Origin of the sequence: Micromonospora sp. NPDC005298 (genome assembly GCF_040607375.1) — a bacterium.
Classification (GTDB): domain Bacteria; phylum Actinomycetota; class Actinomycetes; order Mycobacteriales; family Micromonosporaceae; genus Micromonospora.
Genome location: NZ_JBEXGP010000019.1, coordinates 61,744 through 83,739 on the forward strand (window position 1 = coordinate 61,744; position 21,996 = coordinate 83,739).

The 21,996-nt window shown below is 72.4% G+C and carries 22 protein-coding genes; 9 read left to right on the top strand and 13 right to left on the bottom strand.

The genetic code is table 11. From position 1 onward, the window contains the following. Positions 1 to 25: 25 nt before the first annotated feature. Positions 26 to 1,282 carry an erythromycin esterase family protein gene (locus tag ABZS77_RS22910; RefSeq protein ID WP_354826179.1) on the bottom strand — a complete coding sequence of 419 codons (1,257 nt, stop codon included), beginning with the start codon at positions 1,280 to 1,282 and terminating at the stop codon, positions 26 to 28. A 100-nt stretch (positions 1,283 to 1,382) separates the two neighbouring features. Here ABZS77_RS22910 and ABZS77_RS22915 point away from each other — a divergent pair, with 100 nt between their 5' ends. Beyond that, positions 1,383 to 1,574, top strand: coding sequence for a DUF2795 domain-containing protein (locus tag ABZS77_RS22915; RefSeq protein ID WP_234585931.1), 192 nt, complete (start codon positions 1,383 to 1,385; stop codon positions 1,572 to 1,574). A gap of 23 nt (positions 1,575 to 1,597) precedes the next feature. Here the strand turns inward: ABZS77_RS22915 and erm are convergent, their stop codons facing one another. After that, on the bottom strand, positions 1,598 to 2,395 hold the full coding sequence (erm, locus tag ABZS77_RS22920) for an ErmE/ErmH/ErmO/ErmR family 23S rRNA (adenine(2058)-N(6))-methyltransferase (RefSeq protein WP_354826182.1): 798 nt from the start codon (positions 2,393 to 2,395) through the stop codon (positions 1,598 to 1,600). 403 nt (positions 2,396 to 2,798) lie between these two features. Next, positions 2,799 to 3,701, bottom strand: coding sequence for a Gfo/Idh/MocA family oxidoreductase (locus ABZS77_RS22925; protein WP_354826337.1), 903 nt, complete (start codon positions 3,699 to 3,701; stop codon positions 2,799 to 2,801). A 182-nt stretch (positions 3,702 to 3,883) separates the two neighbouring features. On the opposite strand from ABZS77_RS22925, the gene ABZS77_RS22930 reads away from it, so the two are divergent. The 3 genes from ABZS77_RS22930 to ABZS77_RS22940 all read left to right on the top strand — a co-directional run bounded on the left by ABZS77_RS22930 (position 3,884) and on the right by ABZS77_RS22940 (position 5,187). After that, positions 3,884 to 4,246 carry a cupin domain-containing protein gene (locus ABZS77_RS22930; RefSeq protein ID WP_354826184.1) on the top strand — a complete coding sequence of 121 codons (363 nt, stop codon included), beginning with the start codon at positions 3,884 to 3,886 and terminating at the stop codon, positions 4,244 to 4,246. Positions 4,247 to 4,385: 139 nt separating this feature from the next. Continuing rightward, a complete protein-coding gene (locus ABZS77_RS22935) occupies positions 4,386 to 4,778 on the top strand; it encodes a hypothetical protein (RefSeq protein ID WP_354826187.1) in 393 nt (130 codons plus the stop codon). After that, positions 4,771 to 5,187 (top strand): hypothetical protein, encoded by a 417-nt coding sequence (locus tag ABZS77_RS22940; protein WP_354826190.1) that lies wholly within the window; start codon positions 4,771 to 4,773, stop codon positions 5,185 to 5,187. The genes ABZS77_RS22935 and ABZS77_RS22940 overlap by 8 nt, the downstream gene beginning before the upstream one ends. Positions 5,188 to 5,193: 6 nt before the next feature. On the opposite strand, the gene fabG is transcribed toward ABZS77_RS22940, so the two are convergent. Both fabG and ABZS77_RS22950 read right to left on the bottom strand, forming a co-directional pair. Then, positions 5,194 to 5,952, bottom strand: a complete 759-nt coding sequence (fabG, locus tag ABZS77_RS22945) for a 3-oxoacyl-ACP reductase FabG (protein ID WP_354826192.1) — start codon at positions 5,950 to 5,952, stop codon at positions 5,194 to 5,196. A 43-nt stretch (positions 5,953 to 5,995) separates the two neighbouring features. Further along, the gene (locus ABZS77_RS22950) at positions 5,996 to 7,648 is read right to left on the bottom strand and encodes an alpha-amylase family protein (RefSeq protein ID WP_354826195.1); all 1,653 of its coding nucleotides are present in this window, start codon (positions 7,646 to 7,648) and stop codon (positions 5,996 to 5,998) included. Between the two features lie 63 nt (positions 7,649 to 7,711). Here ABZS77_RS22950 and ABZS77_RS22955 point away from each other — a divergent pair, with 63 nt between their 5' ends. Together ABZS77_RS22955 and ABZS77_RS22960 are read left to right on the top strand one after the other, a co-directional pair. Beyond that, entirely contained in the window at positions 7,712 to 8,326 is a 615-nt protein-coding gene (locus tag ABZS77_RS22955) for a DUF1349 domain-containing protein (protein WP_354826197.1), read from the top strand. A 71-nt stretch (positions 8,327 to 8,397) separates the two neighbouring features. After that, positions 8,398 to 9,069 (top strand): DedA family protein, encoded by a 672-nt coding sequence (locus tag ABZS77_RS22960; RefSeq protein WP_354826200.1) that lies wholly within the window; start codon positions 8,398 to 8,400, stop codon positions 9,067 to 9,069. Between the two features lie 11 nt (positions 9,070 to 9,080). Here the strand turns inward: ABZS77_RS22960 and ABZS77_RS22965 are convergent, their stop codons facing one another. The 5 genes from ABZS77_RS22965 to ABZS77_RS22985 form a co-directional block, all read right to left on the bottom strand. Beyond that, on the bottom strand, positions 9,081 to 10,643 hold the full coding sequence (locus ABZS77_RS22965; protein WP_354826203.1) for a cellulose binding domain-containing protein: 1,563 nt from the start codon (positions 10,641 to 10,643) through the stop codon (positions 9,081 to 9,083). A 106-nt stretch (positions 10,644 to 10,749) separates the two neighbouring features. After that, the gene (locus ABZS77_RS22970; protein ID WP_354826206.1) at positions 10,750 to 12,171 is read right to left on the bottom strand and encodes a cellulose binding domain-containing protein; all 1,422 of its coding nucleotides are present in this window, start codon (positions 12,169 to 12,171) and stop codon (positions 10,750 to 10,752) included. Between the two features lie 148 nt (positions 12,172 to 12,319). Then, positions 12,320 to 13,726 (bottom strand): carbohydrate-binding protein, encoded by a 1,407-nt coding sequence (locus ABZS77_RS22975; protein ID WP_354826208.1) that lies wholly within the window; start codon positions 13,724 to 13,726, stop codon positions 12,320 to 12,322. A 74-nt stretch (positions 13,727 to 13,800) separates the two neighbouring features. Next, a complete protein-coding gene (locus tag ABZS77_RS22980; RefSeq protein ID WP_354826210.1) occupies positions 13,801 to 14,556 on the bottom strand; it encodes a membrane protein insertase YidC in 756 nt (251 codons plus the stop codon). Positions 14,557 to 14,654: 98 nt separating this feature from the next. Further along, positions 14,655 to 14,948: a DUF6412 domain-containing protein gene (locus tag ABZS77_RS22985; RefSeq protein WP_354826213.1), complete on the bottom strand. Its 294-nt coding sequence runs from the start codon at positions 14,946 to 14,948 to the stop codon at positions 14,655 to 14,657. A gap of 203 nt (positions 14,949 to 15,151) precedes the next feature. Here ABZS77_RS22985 and ABZS77_RS22990 point away from each other — a divergent pair, with 203 nt between their 5' ends. The 3 genes from ABZS77_RS22990 (at position 15,152) to ABZS77_RS23000 (ending at position 18,735) form a co-directional block, all read left to right on the top strand. After that, positions 15,152 to 16,288, top strand: a complete 1,137-nt coding sequence (locus ABZS77_RS22990; protein WP_354826216.1) for a glutamate--cysteine ligase — start codon at positions 15,152 to 15,154, stop codon at positions 16,286 to 16,288. 23 nt (positions 16,289 to 16,311) lie between these two features. Further along, on the top strand, positions 16,312 to 17,691 hold the full coding sequence (locus tag ABZS77_RS22995) for an FAD-dependent oxidoreductase (protein WP_354826219.1): 1,380 nt from the start codon (positions 16,312 to 16,314) through the stop codon (positions 17,689 to 17,691). Positions 17,692 to 17,763: 72 nt separating this feature from the next. Then, a complete protein-coding gene (locus ABZS77_RS23000) occupies positions 17,764 to 18,735 on the top strand; it encodes a LacI family DNA-binding transcriptional regulator (protein WP_354826339.1) in 972 nt (323 codons plus the stop codon). A 159-nt stretch (positions 18,736 to 18,894) separates the two neighbouring features. On the opposite strand, the gene ABZS77_RS23005 is transcribed toward ABZS77_RS23000, so the two are convergent. From ABZS77_RS23005 to ABZS77_RS23015, 3 genes are all read right to left on the bottom strand, one after another. Further along, positions 18,895 to 19,848 (bottom strand): carbohydrate kinase, encoded by a 954-nt coding sequence (locus tag ABZS77_RS23005; protein WP_354826222.1) that lies wholly within the window; start codon positions 19,846 to 19,848, stop codon positions 18,895 to 18,897. Beyond that, positions 19,845 to 21,110 carry an AGE family epimerase/isomerase gene (locus ABZS77_RS23010; protein WP_354826225.1) on the bottom strand — a complete coding sequence of 422 codons (1,266 nt, stop codon included), beginning with the start codon at positions 21,108 to 21,110 and terminating at the stop codon, positions 19,845 to 19,847. The genes ABZS77_RS23005 and ABZS77_RS23010 overlap by 4 nt, the downstream gene beginning before the upstream one ends. Before the next feature lie 204 nt (positions 21,111 to 21,314). Continuing rightward, positions 21,315 to 21,917, bottom strand: coding sequence for a helix-turn-helix domain-containing protein (locus tag ABZS77_RS23015; protein WP_354826228.1), 603 nt, complete (start codon positions 21,915 to 21,917; stop codon positions 21,315 to 21,317). Between the last annotated feature and the right edge of the window lie 79 nt (positions 21,918 to 21,996).

A 21,996-nucleotide genomic window follows, 5' to 3' on the forward strand; every position in this document is an offset into this window, starting at 1 on the left:
CGGGTGCCGCACCTCCGTCGCGTTCTCAGACGCCGGCCGGGTAGGTCTCCATCTCGCCGGCGGCGGCCGGGGCCGGGAGCGGGTGCAGGGCCGTCGTCTCGTCGCACCAGATGAGGGCGTCGTAGCGTTCGCCGAGGCGGGTGGGCACGTAGTTGCCCCACGACTCGAACGACGGGTCGTACACCACCCCGATCGCCCGGTGGTCCGCCGTCCCGGTGACCCACTCCGGCTGGTCGTCGCCGCCGAAGACGAGCACCGCCCGCTCCGGCATCAACTCGTGCAACCGGCGCTCCACCGAACCTTCCCGGGCCGGTGGCACGACCATCGCCTCGGCCGGTGAACCCCACCGCGGCGCGGCGATCACCGTGCCCCGGTAGCTCCCGAACCCGACGAGCGCCACCGCGTCGTCGCCGTGCCGCTCCCGCGCCAACTGACCGATGTTGACCATCCCGTCGGCGGCCATGTCGGTGGCCCGGGCGTCCCCGACGTGCGTGTTGTGCGCCCAGACGATCCCCCGGGCGTCCGGGCCGTACCGGTCGAGCAGCCGGTCCAGCGTGCCCTGCATGTGCGTGTCCCGGATGTTCCACGAATCCGGCCCACCGGCCACCATCGCCCGGTAGTAGCGCTCCGCGCCGGCCACCACCTCCGCGTTCTGCCAGGCCGAGAAGCGGTCCGGGCCGTCCGACATGGCCTGTTCCCGGGTACGCGCCAACAGCCGCACGACCTCCTCCTCGCAGCGGGCGGACACGAACCGGCTGGCCGCGCCGTAGTCCTCGACCCGCTTGCCGTACGGCTCGAAGCACCGGTACGCGTCCTGCGCCGCCTCCAGCGAGGTCGGGTCCTCCTCCCCCAGGTAGTCGAAGATCGCCTGCATCGACTCCCAGAGGCTGTACACGTCGAGACCGTGGAACCCGGCCCGCCGGCCCTCCGGCTGCTCCTGGTTCCACGCACGCAGCCAGCGGCAGAACCGGGCCACCTCGGCGTTGGCCCACATCCACGTCGGCCAGCGCTCGAACCCCTCCAGCGCGGCCTGCGGATCGTGGGCGCCACCGGGCGCGGCGGTCACCGAGCGGTGCACCCGGTCGCAGTCCGGCCAGTCGCCCTCCACCGCCACGAACGAGAAGCCGCACTCCGCGATGAGCCGGCGGGTGAGCTGTTCGCGTAGCCGGTAGTAGTCGTAGGTGCCGTGCGTGGACTCGCCGATCATCACCACCCGGGCGTCCCGGACGCGCTCCAGCAACGGGTCGAAGTCGCTCGGCGCGCCGAGCCGCTGAACCAGCATGGCAGCGGCTACCCGGCGCTCGCACCGACAAACCGTCGGCGCGCCGCCCGGCGACACGCCGTCGGCGTGTACGGGTGGTCCGAGCGGGTAGCCGGCCGGCATGACCGTCACCGGGGTGCAGTTGCAGGAGTACCTGGCCGGGCTCGACTACCCGGTCTCCCGCGAGGACCTCGTCCGCTGGGGGCAGGAGAACGGGGCCAGCACCGCCATGTTGCAGATGTTGCAGGCGTTGCCGGCCGAGCAGTTCGAGTCGCCGGCCGAGCTGAGCGAGGCGCTCACCACCCTCGCCTGACAGCCCGCGCCTGCCCGCCCGCCTCACCGCGCGTGCAGCAGCCGGAACAGCACCAGCCACTGTTCCGGCCAGACGTACCCGACGGGGGTGTCCGACGCGAGCCGCGTCGCCCGCAGGGCGGCGGCGACCCGGGCCGGCGGGTGGTGCCGGCGCAGGGACGCGGCGAGGGAACCGCCGACGCCCTGGAAACCCAACTCCACGAGCCTGCGGTACGCCGGCAGCGCCGCCGCCGGCAGCAGTGGCTCCGGACGCCGACCGATGCGCAGGATCCCGGCGTCGACGGCCGGCACCGGCCGGAACGCGGTACGTGGCACCCGCCCCGCCAGCCGCCATTCGTACTCCGGCCAGGTCCGCACGGTGAGCCGGGTCCACCGGCCGTAGTCGCCGCTGCGTCGACGGGCGTACTCCAGTTGGGTGAGCAGGGTCGCCGAGCGCAACCGGGGCGCGGCCAGGCACCAGCGCACCACGGCGGAGGTCAGCGACCACGGGATGTTGCCGACCACCGCGAACGGCTCCGGCGGCGGCTCGGCGGCGAGGAAGTCGGCCGGCCGGTGCTCGACGTTGGGCAGGGCCGCGCAGACGGCGGCCAGTTCACGGCCGGCGACCGGGTCCACCTCGTACGCCGTCAGTCGCCCACAGCGGGCGGCCAGCGGCCGGGTCAGCTGGCCACGGCCGGCGCCGACCTCCAGCAGGAGCCCGGTGGGGTCGGGGTCGGCGGCACCGACCAGCCGCGTGACGGCGGCCCGGTCGGTGAGGAAGTTCTGGCTGAGTACGCGACGGGACCTGTCGCGTTCGGTCGGTCGGAGGTTGCGGGGCGCCACGGGTCGTCGTCCTGTCTGTCGCCGATCGGCGACGGGCTGGACAGGCAGCCGGGATTGCCGGGCCTGTCCGAGTGGATCGGGACTCGGACGGCCCTGGACGATGGCGCGGGTACGCGAGACGAGGCGACAGCCTCGTGCCGATGCGGAAGATCAGCGGTGGCCCGGCGGTGCCCCGGACTCACCGCGCGGGTGGACCGATCAGCGGCAGGTTGCGTCCCAGCCGGCCAGGGCCGGACGCCGGGTTCGCGGACGGGACGCCAGGAGGGCACCCCGGGCGGCCGGCGTACCGACCCCCTCGATCAGGGCATGCGTGAACATGCCCGCCACCCTACCGACCCCGTCGGCCCACCCCCACCAGATTTCCCCCACCGGCCAGCCGGGTGGGGTGGGTGACCGGGCGGGGTCAGGGGAGGGTGACGGTGCGGGATTCGGTGCGGGCGGTTTCGGCGGCGGCGAGGATGGTGACCACCTCGCGGCCGAAGCGGACGTCGCAGCGGTGGTCGCGGGTGCCGGCGCGTACCTGCTCGACGAGCTGGTCGATCGCGACACCGAACGCGGTGGCGGCGTCGTTCTCGCCGTGCGGCACGGTCTCGATGCCGTTCTCGCCGTAGAACACGAACTCGCGGGTCATCGACTCCGTCGGCGCCTCCAGGGAGAGCGAGGCGCTGCTGGTGGCGCCGCCCTCGTGGGTGAGCAGCAGGTGCACCATCCCGCTCGGCCCGTCCGTCGCCGTCACCCGGGTCACTCGACCCAGCACCGGCAGGAGGATGGAGAGCGCGTGCGGGGCGATGTCCCAGAGCGCGCCGTGCTCGCGTCGCCACAACGAGCCGCCGTACGGGCTGCCGTCCTGGAAGATCGACGCGAAGGCGACGGTACGACCGTGCTGCCAGCCCCCGGCGGCAGCGGTGGCGGCGAGGAACGCCGTCACGTTCGGCTGGAACCGCTGCGTGAAGAAGACGACCGAGGCGACCCCGGACGCCTCGGCGGCGGCGACCACCCGGTCGGCGTCGGCGACGCTCAGCGCCAGCGGCTTGTCCAGCAGCAGGTGCCGGCCCGCGGAGGCGGCCCGGACCGCGATGTCGGCCTGGACGTCCGGGGGCAGCGCCACGGCCACCGCCTCGCACTGCTCGACAAGCGCGTCGACGTCGCCGTACGCGGGCACCCCGTACCGTTCGGCAAGCGCGGAGGCCCGCTCCGGGTTACGCCCCCACACCCCGACGAGCTCGGCGTCCGGGTGCGCGTGCAGCGCCTTGCCGTGCGTCTCGATCGCCCAGTGACCGGTGCCGAACAACCCGAACCGCAGCACGTGTACCTCCGCTGTCTCCCCCGTCCGGGGCAACGCCACGGACGTGATCCACGCTAGTCGCACCGGCTGCCATGACGGCGGCGGGTTCAACCAATCGAAGCAGCTCGCCCTGGCCTGATCCCGGTAGCCTCGGGTCCGATTGCCGCCAGACACACCGGGTGCGGCGGGGCAGTCTCGACGACATGCCGAGCACCGATCCAGCGATCACCAGCGGTGTCGCGACGTTCGAACACTGGTACGACTTCACCGAGGGCGGTCCCGTGCACCGCGCGCTGCTGCCGTTCCCGTCGACGGCGCCCGCCCCGTTCGAGGTTGCCCGCTGGTCGGTGGCCCCGAACACCTCGAACGACCTCGACGTCCATCGGTCCCGGGAGGTGTGGATCATCGTCTCCGGTACCGGAACCGTGACGTTCGCCGACCGGACCGACGTCCTGCGGGCCGGCGACGTCGTGGCGTTCGACAGCACGGTGCCGCACCGGATCCGGAACGACGGACCGGAACCGCTCCTCGCCGTGTCCGTCTACTGGCTCCAGGCAGGCGACTGACGCCGACCCGGGAAACGGGAGGGCTCGAGGAACGCGGCACCTCGACGGGCGGGCGTTACACGCGGAGAGGCAGAGCACGCCTTTACTACGACGGTTAGTAGGCTGTGCCGGTGACCGAGGCAACGACCGGGTGGGTCCGGTGACCGGCGTGGGCGCCGACTCGCCGGTGGACGGGATCGTCGCGACCGTGCCGATCGTGCTGTCGCTGCTCGTCGCGGCGTGGGCGCTGGTGGCGGCGGTACGCCACCGGCCACCGGACCGGGTGCAGTTCGTCGGTCTGGCCGTACTCGAGGTGGCGTTGCTCGTGTTGGGCGTGCTGGCGCTCGTCGCGGTCGGCGGCGGGGATCGGCCCGGCGAGCCCGGCGCCTTCTTCGGCTACCTGGTGACGCTCGTCTGCCTGCCGCCGCTGGCCTGGGTGCTGGCCCGGATGGAGCCGACCCGTTGGGGTTCGGCGATCGTGTGCGCGGTCTGCCTGGTGGCCCCGGTGGTGGTGGTCCGGTTGCAGCAGACCTGGGAGGTGCTCGGTGGTTGAGACCGGAACGGCCAGACCGCGCACGAACTCCGGCCCCGGTCGACTGCTGATCGCGGTCTACCTGCTGTTCGCCATCGCGGCGACGAGCCGGGCGGGCCTGCAGATCGCCACGAAGTTCGACGAGGCGCCGGTGGCGTACCTGCTGTCCGCGCTTGCCGCGCTCATCTACATCGTGGCGGCGGTGGGCCTGGCCCGCGCCGGGCACACCGGCCGCCGGGTCGCGTTGGCCTGCTGTTCGGTGGAGCTGGTCGGCGTGGTCGCGGTCGGCGTCCTGAGCCTGGTCGACAGGGAACTCTTCCCCGACGAGACGGTCTGGTCGCAGTTCGGCAGCGGGTACGGCTACATTCCGCTGGTGCTGCCGGTGCTCGGCCTGCTCTGGCTGTGGCGCACCCGCCACGACCACGCCTGACCCCGGTCAGTCCCGCGGGCCGCCCGCGACGTAGATGACCTGCCCGGACACGAAGCCGGCGCCCTCGCTCACCAGGAACGAGATGGTGTGCGCGACGTCCTCCGGGCGGCCCGGTCGGCGGACCGGGATCTCGGCGGCGGCGTGCTTCTGGAAGTCCTCGAAGTCGACCTTCATCCGGGCGGCGGTGGCCGCGGTCATGTCGGTGACGATGAAGCCGGGCGCGACCGCGTTGGCGGTGATCCCGAACGGGCCCAGCTCGATGGCGAGCGTCTTGGTGAAGCCCTGGAGGCCGGCCTTGGCGGCGGCGTAGTTCGCCTGACCCCGGTTGCCCAGCGCGGAGGTGCTGGACAGGTTGACGATCCGCCCCCACTTGCGGTCCACCATGTGCTTCTGGGCGGCCTGGCTGAACAGGAACGCCCCGCGCAGGTGCACCCCCATGACGGTGTCCCAGTCGGCGCTGGTCATCTTGAACAGCAGGTTGTCGCGGAGCACGCCGGCGTTGTTGACAAGCACTGTGGGCGCGCCCAGCTCGGCGGCGATCCGGGCCACCGCCGCCTCCACCTGGTCCCGGTCGGACACGTCCGCGCCCACGCCGAGGGCCCGGCCGCCGTCGGCCGCGATGGCGTCCACGGTCTCCTTGGTGGCCGACTCCTCGATGTCGACCACGGCGACGGCCAGACCGTCGGCGGCCAGCCGCCGGGCGGTGGCCGCCCCGATACCGCGTGCGGCTCCGGTGACGATGGCGACGCGGGGCTCCTCCGACATGATTACCTCCGGGTAACGTGGGGTCGACCGGAGGAGCTTAACGTCAACAGGCCGGCCCCCGGCATAGGCGAATCCACCGGTATCCGTGCCCGGAGACCTTCACCGCGCCGAGCTTGCCGAGCTCGCCGTAGCCCCGGTCGGAGAGCACGTCGATCGGCATGTCGGCCTCCGACTCCAGGCTGCTCAGGTCGACCTCGACGTCGTCGGTGCCCAGATTGTGCACGAAGACCATCGTCCCGGTCGGCCCGTCCGCGCGGTGGGCGAGCACACCGGCCGGCATCGCCACGTCGATGTGGGTGGTCGAGCCGGACCCGATCTCCGGGGCTTCGCGCAGGGTACGGATCATGCGCTCGAACCAGCCGAGCAGCGACCTCGGGTCGGCACGCTGGGCGGTCACGTTGACTGTCTGGTAGCCGAACTCACCCTTGTCGATCACCGGGCGGACCAGCTTCTCCGGGTCCGCCGTGGAGAAGCCGGCGTTCGGCTGGTACGACCACTGCATCGGGGTACGGATCGCCTCCCGACCGGGCAGCGACAGGTCCTCGCCCATCCCGATCTCCTCGCCGTAGCGCAGCACCGGCGTGCCGCGCATCGAGAACTGCAACGCGTACGCCAGCTCGATCCGGCGCCTGTCGTTGCCGAGCATCGGGGCGAGCCGGCGGCGGATACCCCGGTCGTAGATGCGCATGTTCTCGTCGGGGCCGAACTCCGCGTACACCTGGTTGCGTTGTTCGGTCGTCAGCCGGGACAGGTCGATCTCGTCGTGGTTGCGCAGGAAGGTGGCCCACTGCCCGCCGACCGGCAGCTTCGGGGTGTCCCGCAGCGCCTCGATCAGCGACTCCGGGTCCTGGCGGGCCAGGGCGAGCATGAGCCGGCCGTTGAGCATGAAGTCGAAGAGCATGTGGATGCGGTTGCCGGAGCCGCTGCCGTCACCGAAGAACGTCGGGAGCTGGTCCGGTTCGACGTTCGCCTCGGCCAGCAGGACGGCGTCACCGCGACGCCACTGCACGTGCTGGCGCATCTCGGTGAGGAACTCGAAGTCCTTCGGCGAGTTCGGGTTGCCCGGCTCGGTCAGCTCGATGATGAACGGCACCGCGTCCATCCGGAACCCGGAGACGCCGAGCTGGAGCCAGAACGACATGATCTTCTTGACCTCGGCCCGGACTTCCGGGTTCGCGAAGTTGAGGTCCGGCTGGAACTTGTAGAACCGGTGGTAGAACCACGCCTTCGCGGTCCGGTCGTAGCTCCAGGTCTCCTTCTGCTCGCCGGGGAAGACCATGCCCTGGTGCCGGTCGTCCGGCTCGGTGTCGGACCAGACGAACCAGTCGCGGTACGGCGAGTCCGGCGACGAGCGGGCCGACTGGAACCACGGGTGCTCGTCGGAGGTGTGGTTGACCACCAGGTCGATGATCACGCGGATGCCCCGGTTCTGCGCCTGGTGCAGCAGCTCGGCGAAGTCACCGAGGGTGCCGAAGCGCGGGTCCACGTTGTAGAAGTCGGTGACGTCGTACCCGTCGTCGCGGTTCGGCGACGGGTGGATCGGGTGCAGCCACAGGCAGGTCACGCCCAGCCGGGCCAGATAGTCCAGCCGGCCGATCAGCCCACGGATGTCGCCGACCCCGTCGCCGTCCGAGTCGGCGTACGTGTCGATGTCGAGGCAGTAGACGACGGCTTCGGAATACCAACGGTCACCCATGCCGGAGGAACATCTCCGAACGATCACCCCGGCAAACCGGGTTGCGGCAAGTACCGTGCCGTCATGGACCTCGACCTCGTACCGCCCGGCGAACCGTTGGACTGGTCCCGGGGCCGGTGGCTGCACCCACCGCTGCGCGCCGAGCAGGGCCCCGCCGGCGAGCTGGTCGTCGAGGCCGCGGCGGAGACCGACTTCTGGCGGCGGACCAGCTACGGCTTCTTGCACGACAACGGCCCCGCCCTCCTGGCGCCGCTGCCGGTCGGCAGCGCCATGGAGGTGAGCTTCCGGCTGGACCTGAGCGGGCAGTTCGACCAGGCCGGCGCGCTGGTCCGGGTGGACGAACGAACCTGGACCAAGGCCGGCGTCGAGATGAGCGACGGCGAACTGCAACTCGGCGCGGTGGTGACCCGGGAGTTCTCCGACTGGTCGGTTGGGCCGGTGCCGGGCTGGGCGGGTCGGCAGGTGACCGTCCGGGTCAGCCGGGCCGGTGACGCGTTGACCGTACGGGCGCGGGCCGACGACGAGCCGTGGCGACTGGTCCGCCTCGCCCCGTTGGATCCGGCGGCCGACGCCGTGGCGGGCCCGTTCTGCTGCGCTCCGGTCCGCGCCGGCCTGAGCGTGGTGTTCACCGCCTGGCGGCAGGGGCCGGCCGACACCGCGCTGCACCCGGAGCACTGAGCGCAGGTGTAGGACGGCGGCTGTCGGGTATCACTCTCCGATCCCCGACAGCCGACACGGAGAGGACGACCATGGCGTACGCCCAGGCTGGCGACCCGTCCGAGTTCACCGGGTTGACCGGTTGGGTGGCCACGGTGATCGAGGCGATGGGCCCGGTCGGCGTGGCGTTGCTCGTCGCCCTGGAGAGCATCGTCCCCCCGATCCCCAGCGAGATCGTGCTGGCGATGGCCGGCTTCCTGGCACACGAGGGCCAGTTCAACGTCGTACTCGTGATGGTCGCCGCGACGGTCGGCTCGCTGGTCGGCGCGCTGGTGCTCTACTGGCTCGGCGCGGCGCTGGGCGAGGAGAGGCTCAAGCGCTGGCTGGACCGCATCCCGCTGGTGGACCGCGACGACCTGGAGAAGGCGGACCGCTGGTTCGAGCGGCACGGCCGGTGGGCGGTGCTGATCGGCCGGGTGGTGCCGGTGGTCCGCAGCCTGGTGTCCGTTCCGGCCGGGGCCAACCGGATGCCGCTTGGCGAGTTCGTCCTGCTCACCACCATCGGCAGTGGGCTGTGGAACGCCCTCATCGTCGGCGCCGGCTACGCGCTCGGCAGCCGCTGGCAGGACGTGGAGCGCTACAGCGACTGGTTCAACTACGCGATCGTCGCGGTCTTCGCCGTGATGCTGGTGAGCTGGGTGATCCGCAAGATCCGCCGCCGCCGGGAACGCGACGACCGGCGGTCGGTGACCGCCGGTCGCTGATCCGCGTCCGCTCAGCCGAACTGGGCGGTGATCGAGGTGAACTCCCAGGTGTTCTGCGCGATGCCGGAGCAGTTGGAGACAACTCCCCCACCCGGGCACGGCCGGTCCCGGTTGACCGACCAGAACGTGAAGCGGCTCAGGTTGCGCGCCTTCGCCCAGTCCCGGATCTGGGTCCAGGTGGCCGGCGAGGTCAGCTCCTGCTGGTCGGAGAGCCCGTTCATCCCGGAGATGCCCATGTGCGCGTAGGCCGTCGCGTCGGACCAGCCGAAGGCCGTCTTCAGCGTGTTCTTCAGCCCTTCAGCGGCGTTGATCGTGCTCTGGTACATGTTGGCTCCGCCGCCGAAGTCGAACGGCATGATGGTGAAGGTGTCGATGTTGGCGCCCAGCGCGGCGGCCTGGTTGATCAGCCGGGTGCCGTAGTACGACGGCCCGGTGGTGCTGGTGCCGAACGTGATGATGGTCTTCAGACCCGGGTTGTTCTGCTTGACGATCTTCAGCGCGCCCAGGATCCGGTCCTGCACCACCTCGTTCTCGAACTCGTCGCTGTTCTCGATGTCGATGTCGATCGCCTTCAGCCCGAACGCGTTGATCACCTGCTGGTACGCGCCGGCCAGGGCGCTCGCCGAGGAGCAGTTCGGGCCGAGCTTGTTGCCGCTCCAGCCGCCGATGGACGGGATCACGTCGCCGCCGGCCGCCCGGATGGCCGCGATGGTGCTGGCGTGCGCTCCGCCGGTGAGCGGGCCACCGCCGTCCCAGGCCGGGGTGCAGCCGCCACCGGAGAGCACGAACGCGATGGTGAACCACTTCACGCCGGTCGCCGACATGACAGTCGCCGGCGCGGGCGGGTCACCCCAGCCCGGGTAGAGGTAGGGCGCGACGGCCATCGAACCGCCGCCACCGGTGCAGCCGGCGGTGCTCGCGGCGACCGTCGCCGACCGCGCCGACTCCCCCGCCGAGTTGTACGCGGCGACCGTGTAGCTGTGCGCCGAGCAGGCGGCCAGGCCGGAGACGGTGGTCGAGGTGCCGGTGACTGTGGCGCGCACCGTGGAGCCCTCGTACACCCGGTAGCCGGTCACCGTGCCGCCGACCGCGTTCCAGGCCAGCGAGACCGCCGAGCTCGTGGTGCCGGTGACGCGCAGGCCGCCGGGGGTGGCGGGGGCGCCGGGCGTGGTGGGACCGCCGGTGCAGGACGCGCCGTTGACGGTGCAGTTGGTTGGGTCGCCCGTGCCGGCGACGATGAAGCCGAACGAGGTGCTCGCTCCGGCCGACAGGGCGCCGTTCCAGGACAGGTTGCGGGCCGTCACGTGCTGGCCGGAGCTGCTCACCTGGGCGTCCCAGGCGGAGCCGACCGTGCTGCCGGCGGGCAGGTCGAACTGGACGTCCCACGAGGTGATGGCCGTGGACGTGTTGTTGGTGACTGTGAACTTCGCTTCGTACCCGCTGCTCCAGCTGCTGGTGCGGACGAAGGCGGCGGTGGCCGCCGACGCGGCCGGCGGCGCCACGACGGTGGCCGCGACCAGGGCGGCGGTGAGCGCGACGGCGAACGTCGCCGCGCGGGGGGATCGGAGTTTCACGGTGGCCTCCAGGGACCGGTGTGGTGGGGGATGGTGCCCTGCGCGGCCGGGTGGTGCGCCGGCCGCGCAGGTGGTGCGCCGACGCCGGTACGGGCGTCGGGGCCGCTCAGGGCAGGGTGTCCAGGTGCGGGGCGACCGTGCGGGCGAAGCCGTTGCCGTTGCTGACGTCCCAGTTCACCGACCAGGTCATCGCGCCTCGGATGCCGGGGTAGGTGCGCGGCGGCCGGAAGCTGCCGCAGTTGGTGCCCCGGGCCAGGCAGTCGAGCGCGGCGTTGACCACGCTTGGCGCGACGATGCCGCCACCCGCCGCGCCCGGTCCGGCGGGCAGCCCGAGGCCGACCTGGTCGGGGCGTAGCCCGGCCTCCAGTTGGATGCAGGCGAGCGCGACGATGAAGTTCACCGTGCCCTGGCCGTACGCGGCGTTCTGGTCGCAGCCGAGCATCGCGCCGGAGTTGTAGAACTGGGTGTTGACGACGGTCAGGATGTCCTTGATGTCCAGGGCCAGCTTGAAGTAGCCGCCGGCCGGGTTCTGCATGTCGATGGTCTGCGGGGCCATCGCGATGATCAGATTCGGCCCGACCTTGGCCCGCAGCGCGCGCAGCCCCTGTGCCATGTACGTCGGGTTGAGCCCGTTCTCCAGGTCGATGTCGATGCCGTCGAAGCCGTAGCGGGCGATGAGCGCGGCGGCCGTGTCGGCGAAGACGGCGGCCGAGGCGGCGTCGTTGACTGTGACGCGGCCGGTCTCACCGCCGACGGAGAGGATGACCCGCTTGCCCCGTTCGTGCAGGGTGCGTACGTCCGCGGTGAAGTCGGCGTCGGTGTAGCCGCCGAGCGCGGCGGACAGGCCCGGGTCGATGCCGAAGGTGAGCGCTCCCGGCGTCGTGGTGGCCTCGGCGAAGGCGACCGCGACCAGGTCGTAGTCGGCGGGGACGTCGCGCAGGCGCAGTTCCACGGCGGGGTTGTCGAAGTTGTGCCAGTAGCCGGTGAGCAGGTGCTTCGGCAGCCCGCCGGTCGGCGGTGGCGTGGTCGGCGGCGGGGTCGTCGGAGGCGGGGTGGTCGGCGGTGGCGTGGTCGGCGGCGGGGTGGTCGGGGGCGGCGTGGTCGGGGGCGGGGTCGTCGGGGGTGGGGTGCCGCCGCCGCAGGCCGCGCCGTTGAGCTGGCAGCCGGTCGGCGAGCCGGAGCCGGTTGCCAGGAAGCCGAAGGAGACCGAGGCGCCGGGGGCGATGCTGCCGTTCCAGGAGCGGTTGGTGAAGGTGTGCCGCTGGCCGGCGGAGGTGAGCAGGGCGTCCCAGTAGCTGCCGAGGGTGGTGCCGGCCGGCAGGTCGAAGGCGAGGCTCCACCCGTTGATGGTCGAGCCGCCGCCGTTGGTGATCGTGTACTTCCCCTCCCAACCGGAGCCCCAGTCGGAGGTCTTGACGAAACTGGCGGTGCCCCCGGCGGCGAACGCGGGCAGCGCCACCCAGGCCGCGCCGAGGGTCGCGGCCAACGCGGTGACCAGGGACAGGACAAGGGATCTGGCAGGCTTCATACGGCCCTCCGCGCCCGGCTGGGCATCCATGTGCGTCAACGTTGGCGCTAATTATTAAGACAGTTAACTGTTTCTGTCCAGAGGTCGACGCGAATGAATGGGTCTCCCGTCGCGCGGCAACGCGACGGGAGACCCCTACCGGACCGCCTCAGCGGCGGAAGGTGAACCAGTTGACGTTGACGAAGTCGTTCGGCTGACCGCTGGTGAAGGTGAGGTAGACGGCATGCCGGCCGGTCACCGCGGCGACGTTGCCCGGTACCGAACGCCAGCTCTGCCATCCGCCGGTGTTACCGATCGCGAAGCTGCCGATGGGCGTCGCGGTCGGACTGTCCAGCCGCACCTCGACGAGGCCACTGACCCCGCTCCCCGCGCCGGAGGCCACCCGCGCCACGAAGTCCCGTGCCGGGGTGGAGCCGAAGTCGACGTTGTCGTAACGCGCCCAGTCCCCGTTGCGCAGCGCGCCGATGTTCTGCCCGCCCTCGGCGCACGCCTCGACGAACACCCCGTTCTGGCCGTTGAACGACTCGGCCTCGATCTGCCCGTACGCGTCCCTCGTCCCGCCCGGGGGCGGGGTGGTGGGCGGCGGGGTGGTGCCGCCACCCCGGCGGTACACCGCCACGTAGTCGACGAGCATCGGCCGGCCCGGGACGGTCGCCGCGGTGGGCGTGCCACTGCCGGCCACCCCGTTCGGGAACGCGCCACCCATCGCCACGTTGAGCAGGAGGAAGTAGCCCGCGTGCGACGTCATCTGCGACCAGGCCGGCTCGCCGACCCGACTCTGGGTGACGGTGTGGAAGAGCTGACCGTCGACGTACCAGCGCAGTTGTTGCGGGCTGATCGAGGCGTCCCACTCGAACCGGTAGGTGTGGAACGCGGACTGGCAGCTCGCGCCGGGGCAGGCCCGGGACGCGCCGATGCCGTTGAACTCGTCGCACGGGCCGCCGGGGGCGACGCCGCAGTGCAGCACCCCCCACACCGAGTTGATGCCGTTGACGTTCTCCATCACGTCGAACTCGCCGATGCCCGGCCAGTTCTGGTAGTTGCCCCGGTAGGGGGCGCCGAGCGCCCAGAACGCCGGCCAGTAGCCGGCCGCGGCCGCGCCTGTGACGTTCGGCATCTGGATCCGGCCCTCGATGGCCAGCACGCCGCCGGCCGGGGCCTTGAAGTCGCTGCGCACGGTCTCGATCCGGGCGGAGGTCCAGCCGCCCCCACCGTCGCGCAGCGGCGTGATCCGCAGGTTGCCGCCGCCGTCGTGGCTGACGTTCGCCGTGCTGGCGGTGTAGTTCTGGATCTCGCCGGTGCCCCAGTTGGCCGGGCCGCCGGGGTAGTTGTGCCCGGTGTCGATGATCCAGTTGGCGGCCGACGGCAGGGTGCCGGCCGCGCCGGTGAAGTCGTCGCTCCAGACCGTGCTCCAGCCGCTGGCGGGGGGCGGTACGGCGGCCTGCGCGCTCATGGTGACGCCGGCCAGGGCGGTGGTGGTGGCGACGAGCAGGACGGACGCCAGCAGGCGGCGTCGGGCGGGCGGGGCGGCGGTGGCCGCCGGACGAGGTGACATGGACGTGCCTCTCTGCGGGGGACGGGGTCGAGAGAGCGCTCTCTCAGTGGTTGTACGTCCCACCGTGACAGTTGTCAACGTCGATCTGCTTCGGCCCCCGCCGGAGCCACCTGCGGCCGCCGGAGCACCACCTGCTCCAGCGCCGACCAGGCGGTCGTGGTCACCAGGTAGATCACCGCGGCGAGCGGCAGCACCAGCGCCACAAGCACCGTCGTGAACGGCAGCAGGGGCAGCAACCGACCCAGCGTGGCGGCACCCGGCCCCTCGGTGGGCGTACCCGCCACCGTGCCGACCGCCGCCGACGCCCGGCGCGCCCGCCGCGACGACCACCAGGCCAACACCAGCAGGACGGCGAGCAGGACGCCGAAGAGCGGACCGGCCGCACCGCCCAGACCGTCGCCGAGGTGGTGGCCCAGCGGCACCCCGGCCAACCGCTCGGTCAGCAACCCCGTACCGCCCTCGGTGGTGGTGAACAACCGGTAGAGGACCAGCAGGAACGGCGCCTGGATCAGCAACGGCAGGCAGCCGGTGATCGGGTTGGCGTCGGCCTCGCGGTACAACGCGAACACCTCACGCTGGAGCGTCGCCGGGTCGCCTGCGTACCTCCGCTGGATGTCACGCACCTGCGGGGCGAGCGCCGCGCGGCGCCGCTCGCCGCGGACCTGCGCGACGGTCAACGGCGAGATGAGCAACCGGACGGCGATGGTGAAGAGCACGATGGCGGCGGCGGTGGCCATGCCGCCGGCCAGCGGTTCGAGCAGATCGGTGAGCCAGGACAGCGCCGCGCCGGCGGCGGTGACCGTGTCGTGCAGTGGTGCGAAGGCGAGCATGGGAAACCCCTCGGTCCGATTCCGGTGGGGTCCTCCCCCGCGGCGTTGGCTCGGCGGGAGGACCGGTGACGGCGGGATCGGCCGCGCGACGCGACGCGCTACGCGACCGAGGGGTGCCCGGGTGCGCGGGGACGGGGTCGACCCGCGGCGTCCGGGTCGACCTGCCGGGGCGTCCGTCGACCGCGGGACCGGGCGCGCAGCCCGATCCAGCGCCGCCCGGCGCCGGGCGCGTTCAGACCGCCCGGCACCCGCGTCGCGACCAGCGCGGCGAGCAGCGCCAGAGTGGTCAGGGCGGCACCGGCGAGCAGATCGGCCGGGCGGTCCGCGAGGAGCGTCACCTGGGCGAACGCGAACATCCACGCGACCCCGACGAAACCCACTGGCACCGGCACGGGATCAGCCTAGGACCCGGTGTCACGGTGGCGGGCCGGATCACCGCCAGCCCGGTCTCCTGGCGCGGACGCGCGGCCGGCCGGCGCGCGGGGAGCGACGCACGACGCGCCGCCATCACGTTTCCCGGCATCGCCACGTTGGGTAACCGACAGCCGAACCGACGCGGACGGGCCGCGGGCGGCAGGAACGGACGGTGGTGTCGATGACCGGCCAGGTGGCGGAGGCGCCCAGCGGAACGACCGCGGGGACCGATGGGCTCACCGTGGGTGTCGAGGAGGAGTTCCTGCTCGTCGACCCGCACACCGGAGCCGCGGTGCCCGCCGTCGACCTCGTGCTGGACCAGGTGCCGGCGGAGCTGCGCGGCCAGGTCGAACGCGAGTTCCAGACCAGCCAGATCGAGATCGGTTCGCCGCCCGGCCTGGAGCTGTCGTCCATCCGGCACTCGCTGGGCGTGCTGCGCGGCGCGCTCGCCGACGCGGCCGAGCGGGCCGGCGTACGACTGCTTGCCATCGGCACCGGCCCGGTCGACGGCCCGGTGCCGCCGGTGGTGGACAAGCCCCGCTTCGACCGGATGATCGAGCGGTTCCGGCTGCTCGTGCCCGGCCCCGGCAACAACGGCATGCACGTGCACGTCGGCGTTCCCGACCCGGAGACCGGCGTGCAGGTGCTCAACCACGTACGGCCGTGGCTGCCGATGCTGCACGCGGTGACCACCAACTCCCCGTTCGCGCGGGGCGAGGACACCGGCTACGCGAGTTGGCGGTCGGTCGAGTGGGAGCGTTGGCCGTCGGTGGCGCCGACGCCGTGGCTGGAGTCGCACGAGCACTACCTGCGGCTGATCCGCCAGTTGATCTCCAGCGGGGTGATGCTCGACGAGGGGATGCTCTACTGGTACGCCCGGCTGTCGGCGAAGTACCCGACCGTGGAGCTGCGGATTGGCGACGTCTGCCCGTCGGTGGACGACGCGGTGCTGGTCGCCGCGCTGGTGCGGGCCCTGGTCGCCACGGCCATGGCCGACGTCGAGGCGGGCCGGCCGGCGTTGCGGACGGACCACCACCTGCTGGTCGGCGCGCACTGGCGGGCCGCCCACGACGGGCTGGAGGGCGAGGGCGTCGACGTGACCACCGGCGAGCTGCGCCCGGCGTGGGAGCTGCTCGACGAGTTCGTGCAGCGGATGCGGCCGGCGTTGGAGCAGCACGGCGACTGGGCGGAGGTGACCGACCTGCTGGGCGGGCTGCGCCGGCACGGCACCGGCGCGGCCCGGCAACGCGCGGTGTTCGCCCGCACCGGGAAGCTCACCGACGTGGTGCAGGACGTGGCACGACAGACGCGCGGCTGAGCACCTCGTGACAGGATGAGCCAGTGGCGCAACGGCTGATCGTCATCGGCGGGGACGCCGCCGGCATGTCCGCGGCGTCCCAGGCCCGACGCCGCCGCGGCCGTGACGACCTGGAGATCATGGTCTTCGAACGCGGCCACTTCACCTCCTACTCGGCGTGCGGCATCCCGTACTGGATCAGCGGCCTGGTCCCCGGCCCGGACGCGTTGATCGCCCGGGAGCCGGAGACGTTCCGCACCACGTACGCGATGGACGTGCGGATGCGCCACGAGGTCACCGCCATCGACCTGGAGCGCCGCGAGGTGGTGGCACGGGACCTGGAGGGCGGCGGCGAGGTCCGCGAGCGCTTCGACGACCTGATGTACGCCACCGGCGCGGTGCCGGTGAAGCCACCCTGGGCCGACACCGACGCGGGCGGCGTGTTCGGCATGCAGACCCTCGACGACGGGGCGGCCCTGCGCCTCTGGCTGGACGCCGAACCGAAGCCGCGCCGGGCCGTGGTGGTGGGTGGCGGCTACATCGGCGTCGAGATCGCCGAGGCCCTGATCCAACGCGGCCTCTCGGTGACCCTGGTCGAGGCGGGCGACCAGCCCATGTCGACAGTGGACAGCGACATGGGTGAGCTGGTCGCCGAGGCCATGCGCGGCCTCGGCATCACGATCCGCACCGGCCTGCCGGTGACCGGCCTGGAGCAGCGGGACGGCCGGGTGTCCGCGGTGGTCACGGCCGAGGGGCCGATTCCGACCGACGTCGTGGTCCTGGGTCTGGGCGTACGCCCCAACGCCGCGCTCGCCGAGGCGGCCGGGCTGCCGATCGGTCCGACCGGCGCGATCCGGGTGGACCGCCGAATGCGGGTGGTCGGTGTGCCGCGTGTCTGGGCGGCCGGCGACTGTGTGGAGACGCTGCACCGGGTCAGCGGGCTGCCGGTGAACGTGCCGCTGGGCACGCACGCCAACAAGCAGGGCCGGGTCGCCGGGATCAACATCGGCGGCGGTTACGCCACCTTCGCCGGTGTGATCGGGACGGCGGTGACCAAGGTCTGCGACCTGGAGGTGGGCCGGACGGGCCTGCGTGAGCGCGAGGCTTCGGCGTCCGGCTTCGACTTCGTCTCGGTGATCGCCGAGTCGACGAACCGGGCCGGCTACTACCCCGGCGCGCGGCCGATGACGGTCAAGCTGATCGCCGAGCGGCCCAGCGGCCGGTTGCTCGGTGCGCAGATCGTCGGCTGGTCGGAGGCCGCCAAGCGGATCGACACGCTGGCCGTGGCTCTGTGGAACGGCATGACGGTGGACGACATGACGGCGCTCGACCTCGGCTACGCTCCGCCGTACGCGCCGGTGTGGGATCCGGTGCTCATCGCCGCCCGAAAAGCGGTCGACGCGCTCGCCGCCCTCGACCGCTGACCCGCGCCCTCCGTGGAGGACCACCCCGTGACGCAGACCCCGACCCGGTCGGCCGCGCGCCGACGTCCGACGATGGTCGACGTGGCCCGGCTCGCCGGGGTCAGCCTCAAGACGGTGTCCCGGGTGGTCAACGACGAACCGGTCGGGCAGGAGTTGGTGGGTCGGGTCCTGGCCGCCATCGCCGAGTTGGGTTTCCGGCGCAACGACATCGCCCGCAACCTGCGCTCCCGGCAGCTCAACGCCACGGTGGGGCTACTCATCGAGGAGATCGCCAACCCGTTCTACGCGACGATCGCCAGCGTGGCGGCCGAGATCGCCGCCGCGCACGGCACGATGCTGATCACCGCCTCGTCCGAGGAGGACCCGGAGCGCGAACGCGCCCTGCTCCAGGACTTCACCCAGCGCCGGGTCGACGGGCTGCTCGTGGTGCCGGCCGGCCCCGACCACTCGTTCCTGCGCCGGGAGGTCGAGTTGGGCATGCCTGTGGTGTTCCTGGACCGGCCACCGCAGGGTTTGCAGGCGGACGCCGTGCTGCTGGACAACCGGGGTGGCAGCCAGGCCGGGGTCGGCGCGCTGCTCGCCGAGGGGCACCGCCGGGTGGGGTTGCTGCTCGGTGCGCCGAGCGTGTCGACGATGCGTGAACGGCTGGTCGGGGCGCGGGCGGCACTGGCGGCGGCTGGTGTGGAGCCGGACGAGTCGCTGGTCCGCGAGCGCCTCATCGCGCCGGAGGAGGCCGGCCGGGCGGTCGCCGAGCTGCTCGACCTTCCGGAGCCGCCGACCGCGTTCTTCTGCGCCAACAACCGGCTCACCGTCGGCGCGCTCCAGGAGTTGCACCGGCGGGGCAGTGACGCCGCGCTTGTGGGTTTCGACGACTTCGAGCTGGCCCACCTGATGCCCCGGCCGCTGACCGTCGTGGCCTACAACACCCGCGAGCTGGCGAGAGTCGCCACCGAGCGCCTCTTTCAGCGGATAGCCGGCGACGACGACAGCCCTCCGTCGACCACGGTTCTCCCCACCCACCTGCTGCCCCGCGGCCTGTCCTGACCGCGCCCCGCCCCGCCCGGCGTCACCACCGCGAGCGTTGAGCAGCGCGTCTGCGCCCGCGGGTACGGCACCTGCCCCCTGCCCCCTTTGCTCTGCACCCGGATGTGCACCGGTCGCGGACGGTAACCGTCGCATCCGTGGGTGCAGAGCAAAGTGTGGTCAGCCTGCGGGTGTGAGGACGGCCTCCACCTCCGCGCGGCGCGGCGGGTCGGCACCCCGCCGGCCGCAGGTCAGCGCCGCCACCGTCGCCGCTTGCCGGAGCACCGCCGCCCACTGCTGCGCGCTCACCGCGGCGAGCCGGTCGGCCGGGCGGTCACCGAGCGCGTCGAGGTCGGCCAGCGCGGCCAGCAGACCGCCGGTGAACGAGTCGCCGGCGCCGACGGTGTCGACAACCGTGGTGGGTACGGCCGGCTGCTCGTGAAGTGAGCCGTCCGGGGCGAGCAGCACGGCACCGTCCCCGCCCCGGGTGACCACCGCGCAGGACACGCCGGCAGCACGCCACTCGGTCATCACGTCGGCGAGCGTCCGGTCCGGGTGCAGCCAGGCCAGGTCCTCGTCGCTGGCCTTGACCAGGTGCGCCAGCCGTACCTGCCGCCGTACCCTCTCCTGCTCCGCCGCCCGGTCCGTGACGATGCTCGGGCGCAGGTTGAGGTCGATGGAGAGGGTCAGCCCGCCCCGGCGGTGTTCGGCGGCGAGCAGGTCCTCCAGCACCTGCCCGCCGGGTGCCAGCGCGAGCGCGAGCGACCCGGTGTGCAGGGCGGTCGCCGGTGACCCGGTCAGGTCGGGTAGTTCCCTTGGGGTCCACTGCCAGTCCGCCGCGCCGGCCAGCCGGAACTCGTAGCTGGCCTGGCCGACGGCGTTCAGGGTGGCCACCGCCACCGAGGTGGGCTCCTCGGCGCGGACCGCCCACCCCAGGTCCACCCGGTTGGCGCTCAGGTACTCGGTGAGCTGGCGGCCGTACGCGTCGGTGCCGATCCGGGCCAGCAGCCGTACCGGTTCGTCGAGCCGGGCCAGGGTCACGGCCACGTTCGCCGGGGAGCCACCCGGCACGGCCCGCTCCCCGTCGGCGGTAACCACCAGGTCGATCAGGGCCTCTCCCGCGACCACGATCACGCGGTCACCTCGCCGGGGGCGAGCGGCCCGGGACCGCCGAGCCCGTGGGCCGAGCGGGACAGCAGCACGGCCTGGTACGCGTGGTAGACGTCCGGTCGGCCGTGCCAGACCGTGTCGGCGGGCCGGTTCCCCGGGTCCAGCTCGTGCCGCCACCCGGTGCCGTCGACCAGGTACTCGCGGGCGTACGCCCAGAAGACCCGGTACCAGTCGGCGTAGACGGTGTCCCCGGTGCGCCGGTACAGGGTGATCGCCGCGCCGATGGCCTCGACGAGCACCCAGTGCATCCGGGCGCGCACCACGGGCCGGTCGTCCCAGTCGATCGTGTAGACGAAGCCGTCCGTGCCGTCGACCGACCAGCCGCGCCGCACCGAGGCGGCGAACAGCGCCCGCGCGTCGTCGAGCAGCCAGCGGGGTGGCTGCGGCAGCACCGCTTCGAGTTCGACGAGCAGTCGAGCCCATTCGAGCCAGTGGCCGATGGTGGAGCCGTACGGCCGGAACTGGTCGGCGGGCTGGTCCCGGTTGTAGTCGGGCAGCGGCGTCCAGTCGGCGGTGTAGTGCTCGGGTAGCCGCCAGTCGTGCCGGGCGGCTTCGCCGTGCACCAGGTGGTCGGCGATGCGCAGGGCCCGGCCGGTCCAGCTCGCGTCGCCGGTGGCGGCGGCAGCGGCGAGGTACGCCTCGACCATGTGCATGCTGCTGTTGGCGCCGCGGTAGTCCTCGGTGACCGTCCAGTCCCGGTTCCAGGACTCGCGGACCGAGCCGGTCTCGTCGTCCCAGAACCGGTCCCGCACCACGGCCTGCGCGTCGGCGAGCAACCGGTCCGCGCCGGGTCGACCGGCGCGTACGGCACTGGACGCGGCGAGCAGGACGAACGCGTGGTCGTAGCCGGCCTTGCGGTCGTCGACGGGTACGCCCTGCTGGTCCACGGCACCGAACCAGCCGCCGTACCGCTCGTCGCGCAGCAGTGTGGTGAGCGCGGCGACCCCGTGGTCGACGAGGGCGGCGGCGTCCGGGTCGCCGTCGCGGTGGGCGAGGGCGGCCACGTGGGTCATCCGGCAGGTGATCCAGGTGAAGACCGGTTCGCCGCGGTCCGGGGTGCGGTCGTCGGTCAGCCACCAGAAGCCGCCCTCGGGTCGGACCGACAGGCGGGCCGTGTCGAGCAGCGTGCGGGTCTGCTCGGCGAGGAAGTCGTCGAGGTCGGGCAGGTCGGGTGACCCCGGCGGGGCAGGGGCCGGTTCGGCTGCGGATCGGGGCACGTGGGTCATCTCAGTTGCTCACCGCCGGGTAGGGAAGGGGCATACGGCCAGGATCGGTGGGCGGACCGGGTCCGCGCCGGAAAACGCCAGGGGACACCGCGATCCGGCCGGCCGCGCACGGATGGGACGGGGAAAAATCGGAACAGGGTTTACGCCTTTTGTCCGTTGACATCGTTGTCAGCTCTCCAGCCTGCTCCGGCAGCCGGTCGACTGTCAAATGCCGTGCTCGATCGCGTCGAACGCTCGGTTCACACGCTCCTGATGCGCCGTCGCGATGGCGGCGAGGTCGTCGCCGGCGAGCCGCCGCCGGACGGTCGCGACCGCGACGACGCGGTACGCGGCGACGAGGAGCGCGGCGAGGAGCGCGGCGTCCCCGGTGAAGCGCGTGTCGCTCTCGAGTTCCTCGGCCAGCGCAGCCTCGACCTCGTGCTCGAACACGCGGAGCCGCGCGATCAACGTGGGGGCCTCACCGACGATCCGCAGGAACTCGTCGATCCCCTCCTCCAGCACGGACAGCCCGTGCCGCTCGTCGGCGAGGGCGAGCAGAGTGCGCCGGACGGCTTCGACGACGCCCACGTCGTCCGGCCGCTCGCGTACGGCCGTACGCGCGATCTCGACCACGTCGGGAAGGCGGTCCAGCAGAAGATCCTCTTTCCGGTCGAAGTGCGAGAACACGGTCACCTTCGACACGCCCGCCGCGGCGGCGACCTCGACGATCGTGACGTTGTCGAAGCCGCGCTCCAGGAACAGCCCGGTCGCGACCTCCGCGATGTGCGCCCGGGTCCTCGACCCTCCACGGTCTCCTCGGTTGGGCATGTACGGCGACCCCTCCACGTGCTAGCTTTACCCGGTAAGTTTACTCGGTAAACAGACCGGGTCGGTCCGGTACCGAGAC

Coding starts and splice junctions, on each gene's coding strand:
- ABZS77_RS22910 (WP_354826179.1), bottom strand. CDS start 1,282: ATGCTGGTTCAGCGGCTCGGCGCGCCGAGCGACTTCGACCCGTTGCTG.
- ABZS77_RS22950 (WP_354826195.1), bottom strand. CDS start 7,648: ATGGGTGACCGTTGGTATTCCGAAGCCGTCGTCTACTGCCTCGACATC.
- ABZS77_RS22970 (WP_354826206.1), bottom strand. CDS start 12,171: ATGAAGCCTGCCAGATCCCTTGTCCTGTCCCTGGTCACCGCGTTGGCC.
- ABZS77_RS22930 (WP_354826184.1), top strand. CDS start 3,884: ATGCCGAGCACCGATCCAGCGATCACCAGCGGTGTCGCGACGTTCGAA.
- ABZS77_RS23015 (WP_354826228.1), bottom strand. CDS start 21,917: ATGCCCAACCGAGGAGACCGTGGAGGGTCGAGGACCCGGGCGCACATC.
- ABZS77_RS22990 (WP_354826216.1), top strand. CDS start 15,152: ATGACCGGCCAGGTGGCGGAGGCGCCCAGCGGAACGACCGCGGGGACC.
- ABZS77_RS22980 (WP_354826210.1), bottom strand. CDS start 14,556: ATGCTCGCCTTCGCACCACTGCACGACACGGTCACCGCCGCCGGCGCG.
- ABZS77_RS23010 (WP_354826225.1), bottom strand. CDS start 21,110: ATGACCCACGTGCCCCGATCCGCAGCCGAACCGGCCCCTGCCCCGCCG.
- ABZS77_RS22915 (WP_234585931.1), top strand. CDS start 1,383: ATGACCGTCACCGGGGTGCAGTTGCAGGAGTACCTGGCCGGGCTCGAC.
- ABZS77_RS23000 (WP_354826339.1), top strand. CDS start 17,764: ATGGTCGACGTGGCCCGGCTCGCCGGGGTCAGCCTCAAGACGGTGTCC.
- ABZS77_RS22975 (WP_354826208.1), bottom strand. CDS start 13,726: ATGTCACCTCGTCCGGCGGCCACCGCCGCCCCGCCCGCCCGACGCCGC.
- ABZS77_RS22960 (WP_354826200.1), top strand. CDS start 8,398: ATGGCGTACGCCCAGGCTGGCGACCCGTCCGAGTTCACCGGGTTGACC.
- ABZS77_RS22955 (WP_354826197.1), top strand. CDS start 7,712: ATGGACCTCGACCTCGTACCGCCCGGCGAACCGTTGGACTGGTCCCGG.
- fabG (WP_354826192.1), bottom strand. CDS start 5,952: ATGTCGGAGGAGCCCCGCGTCGCCATCGTCACCGGAGCCGCACGCGGT.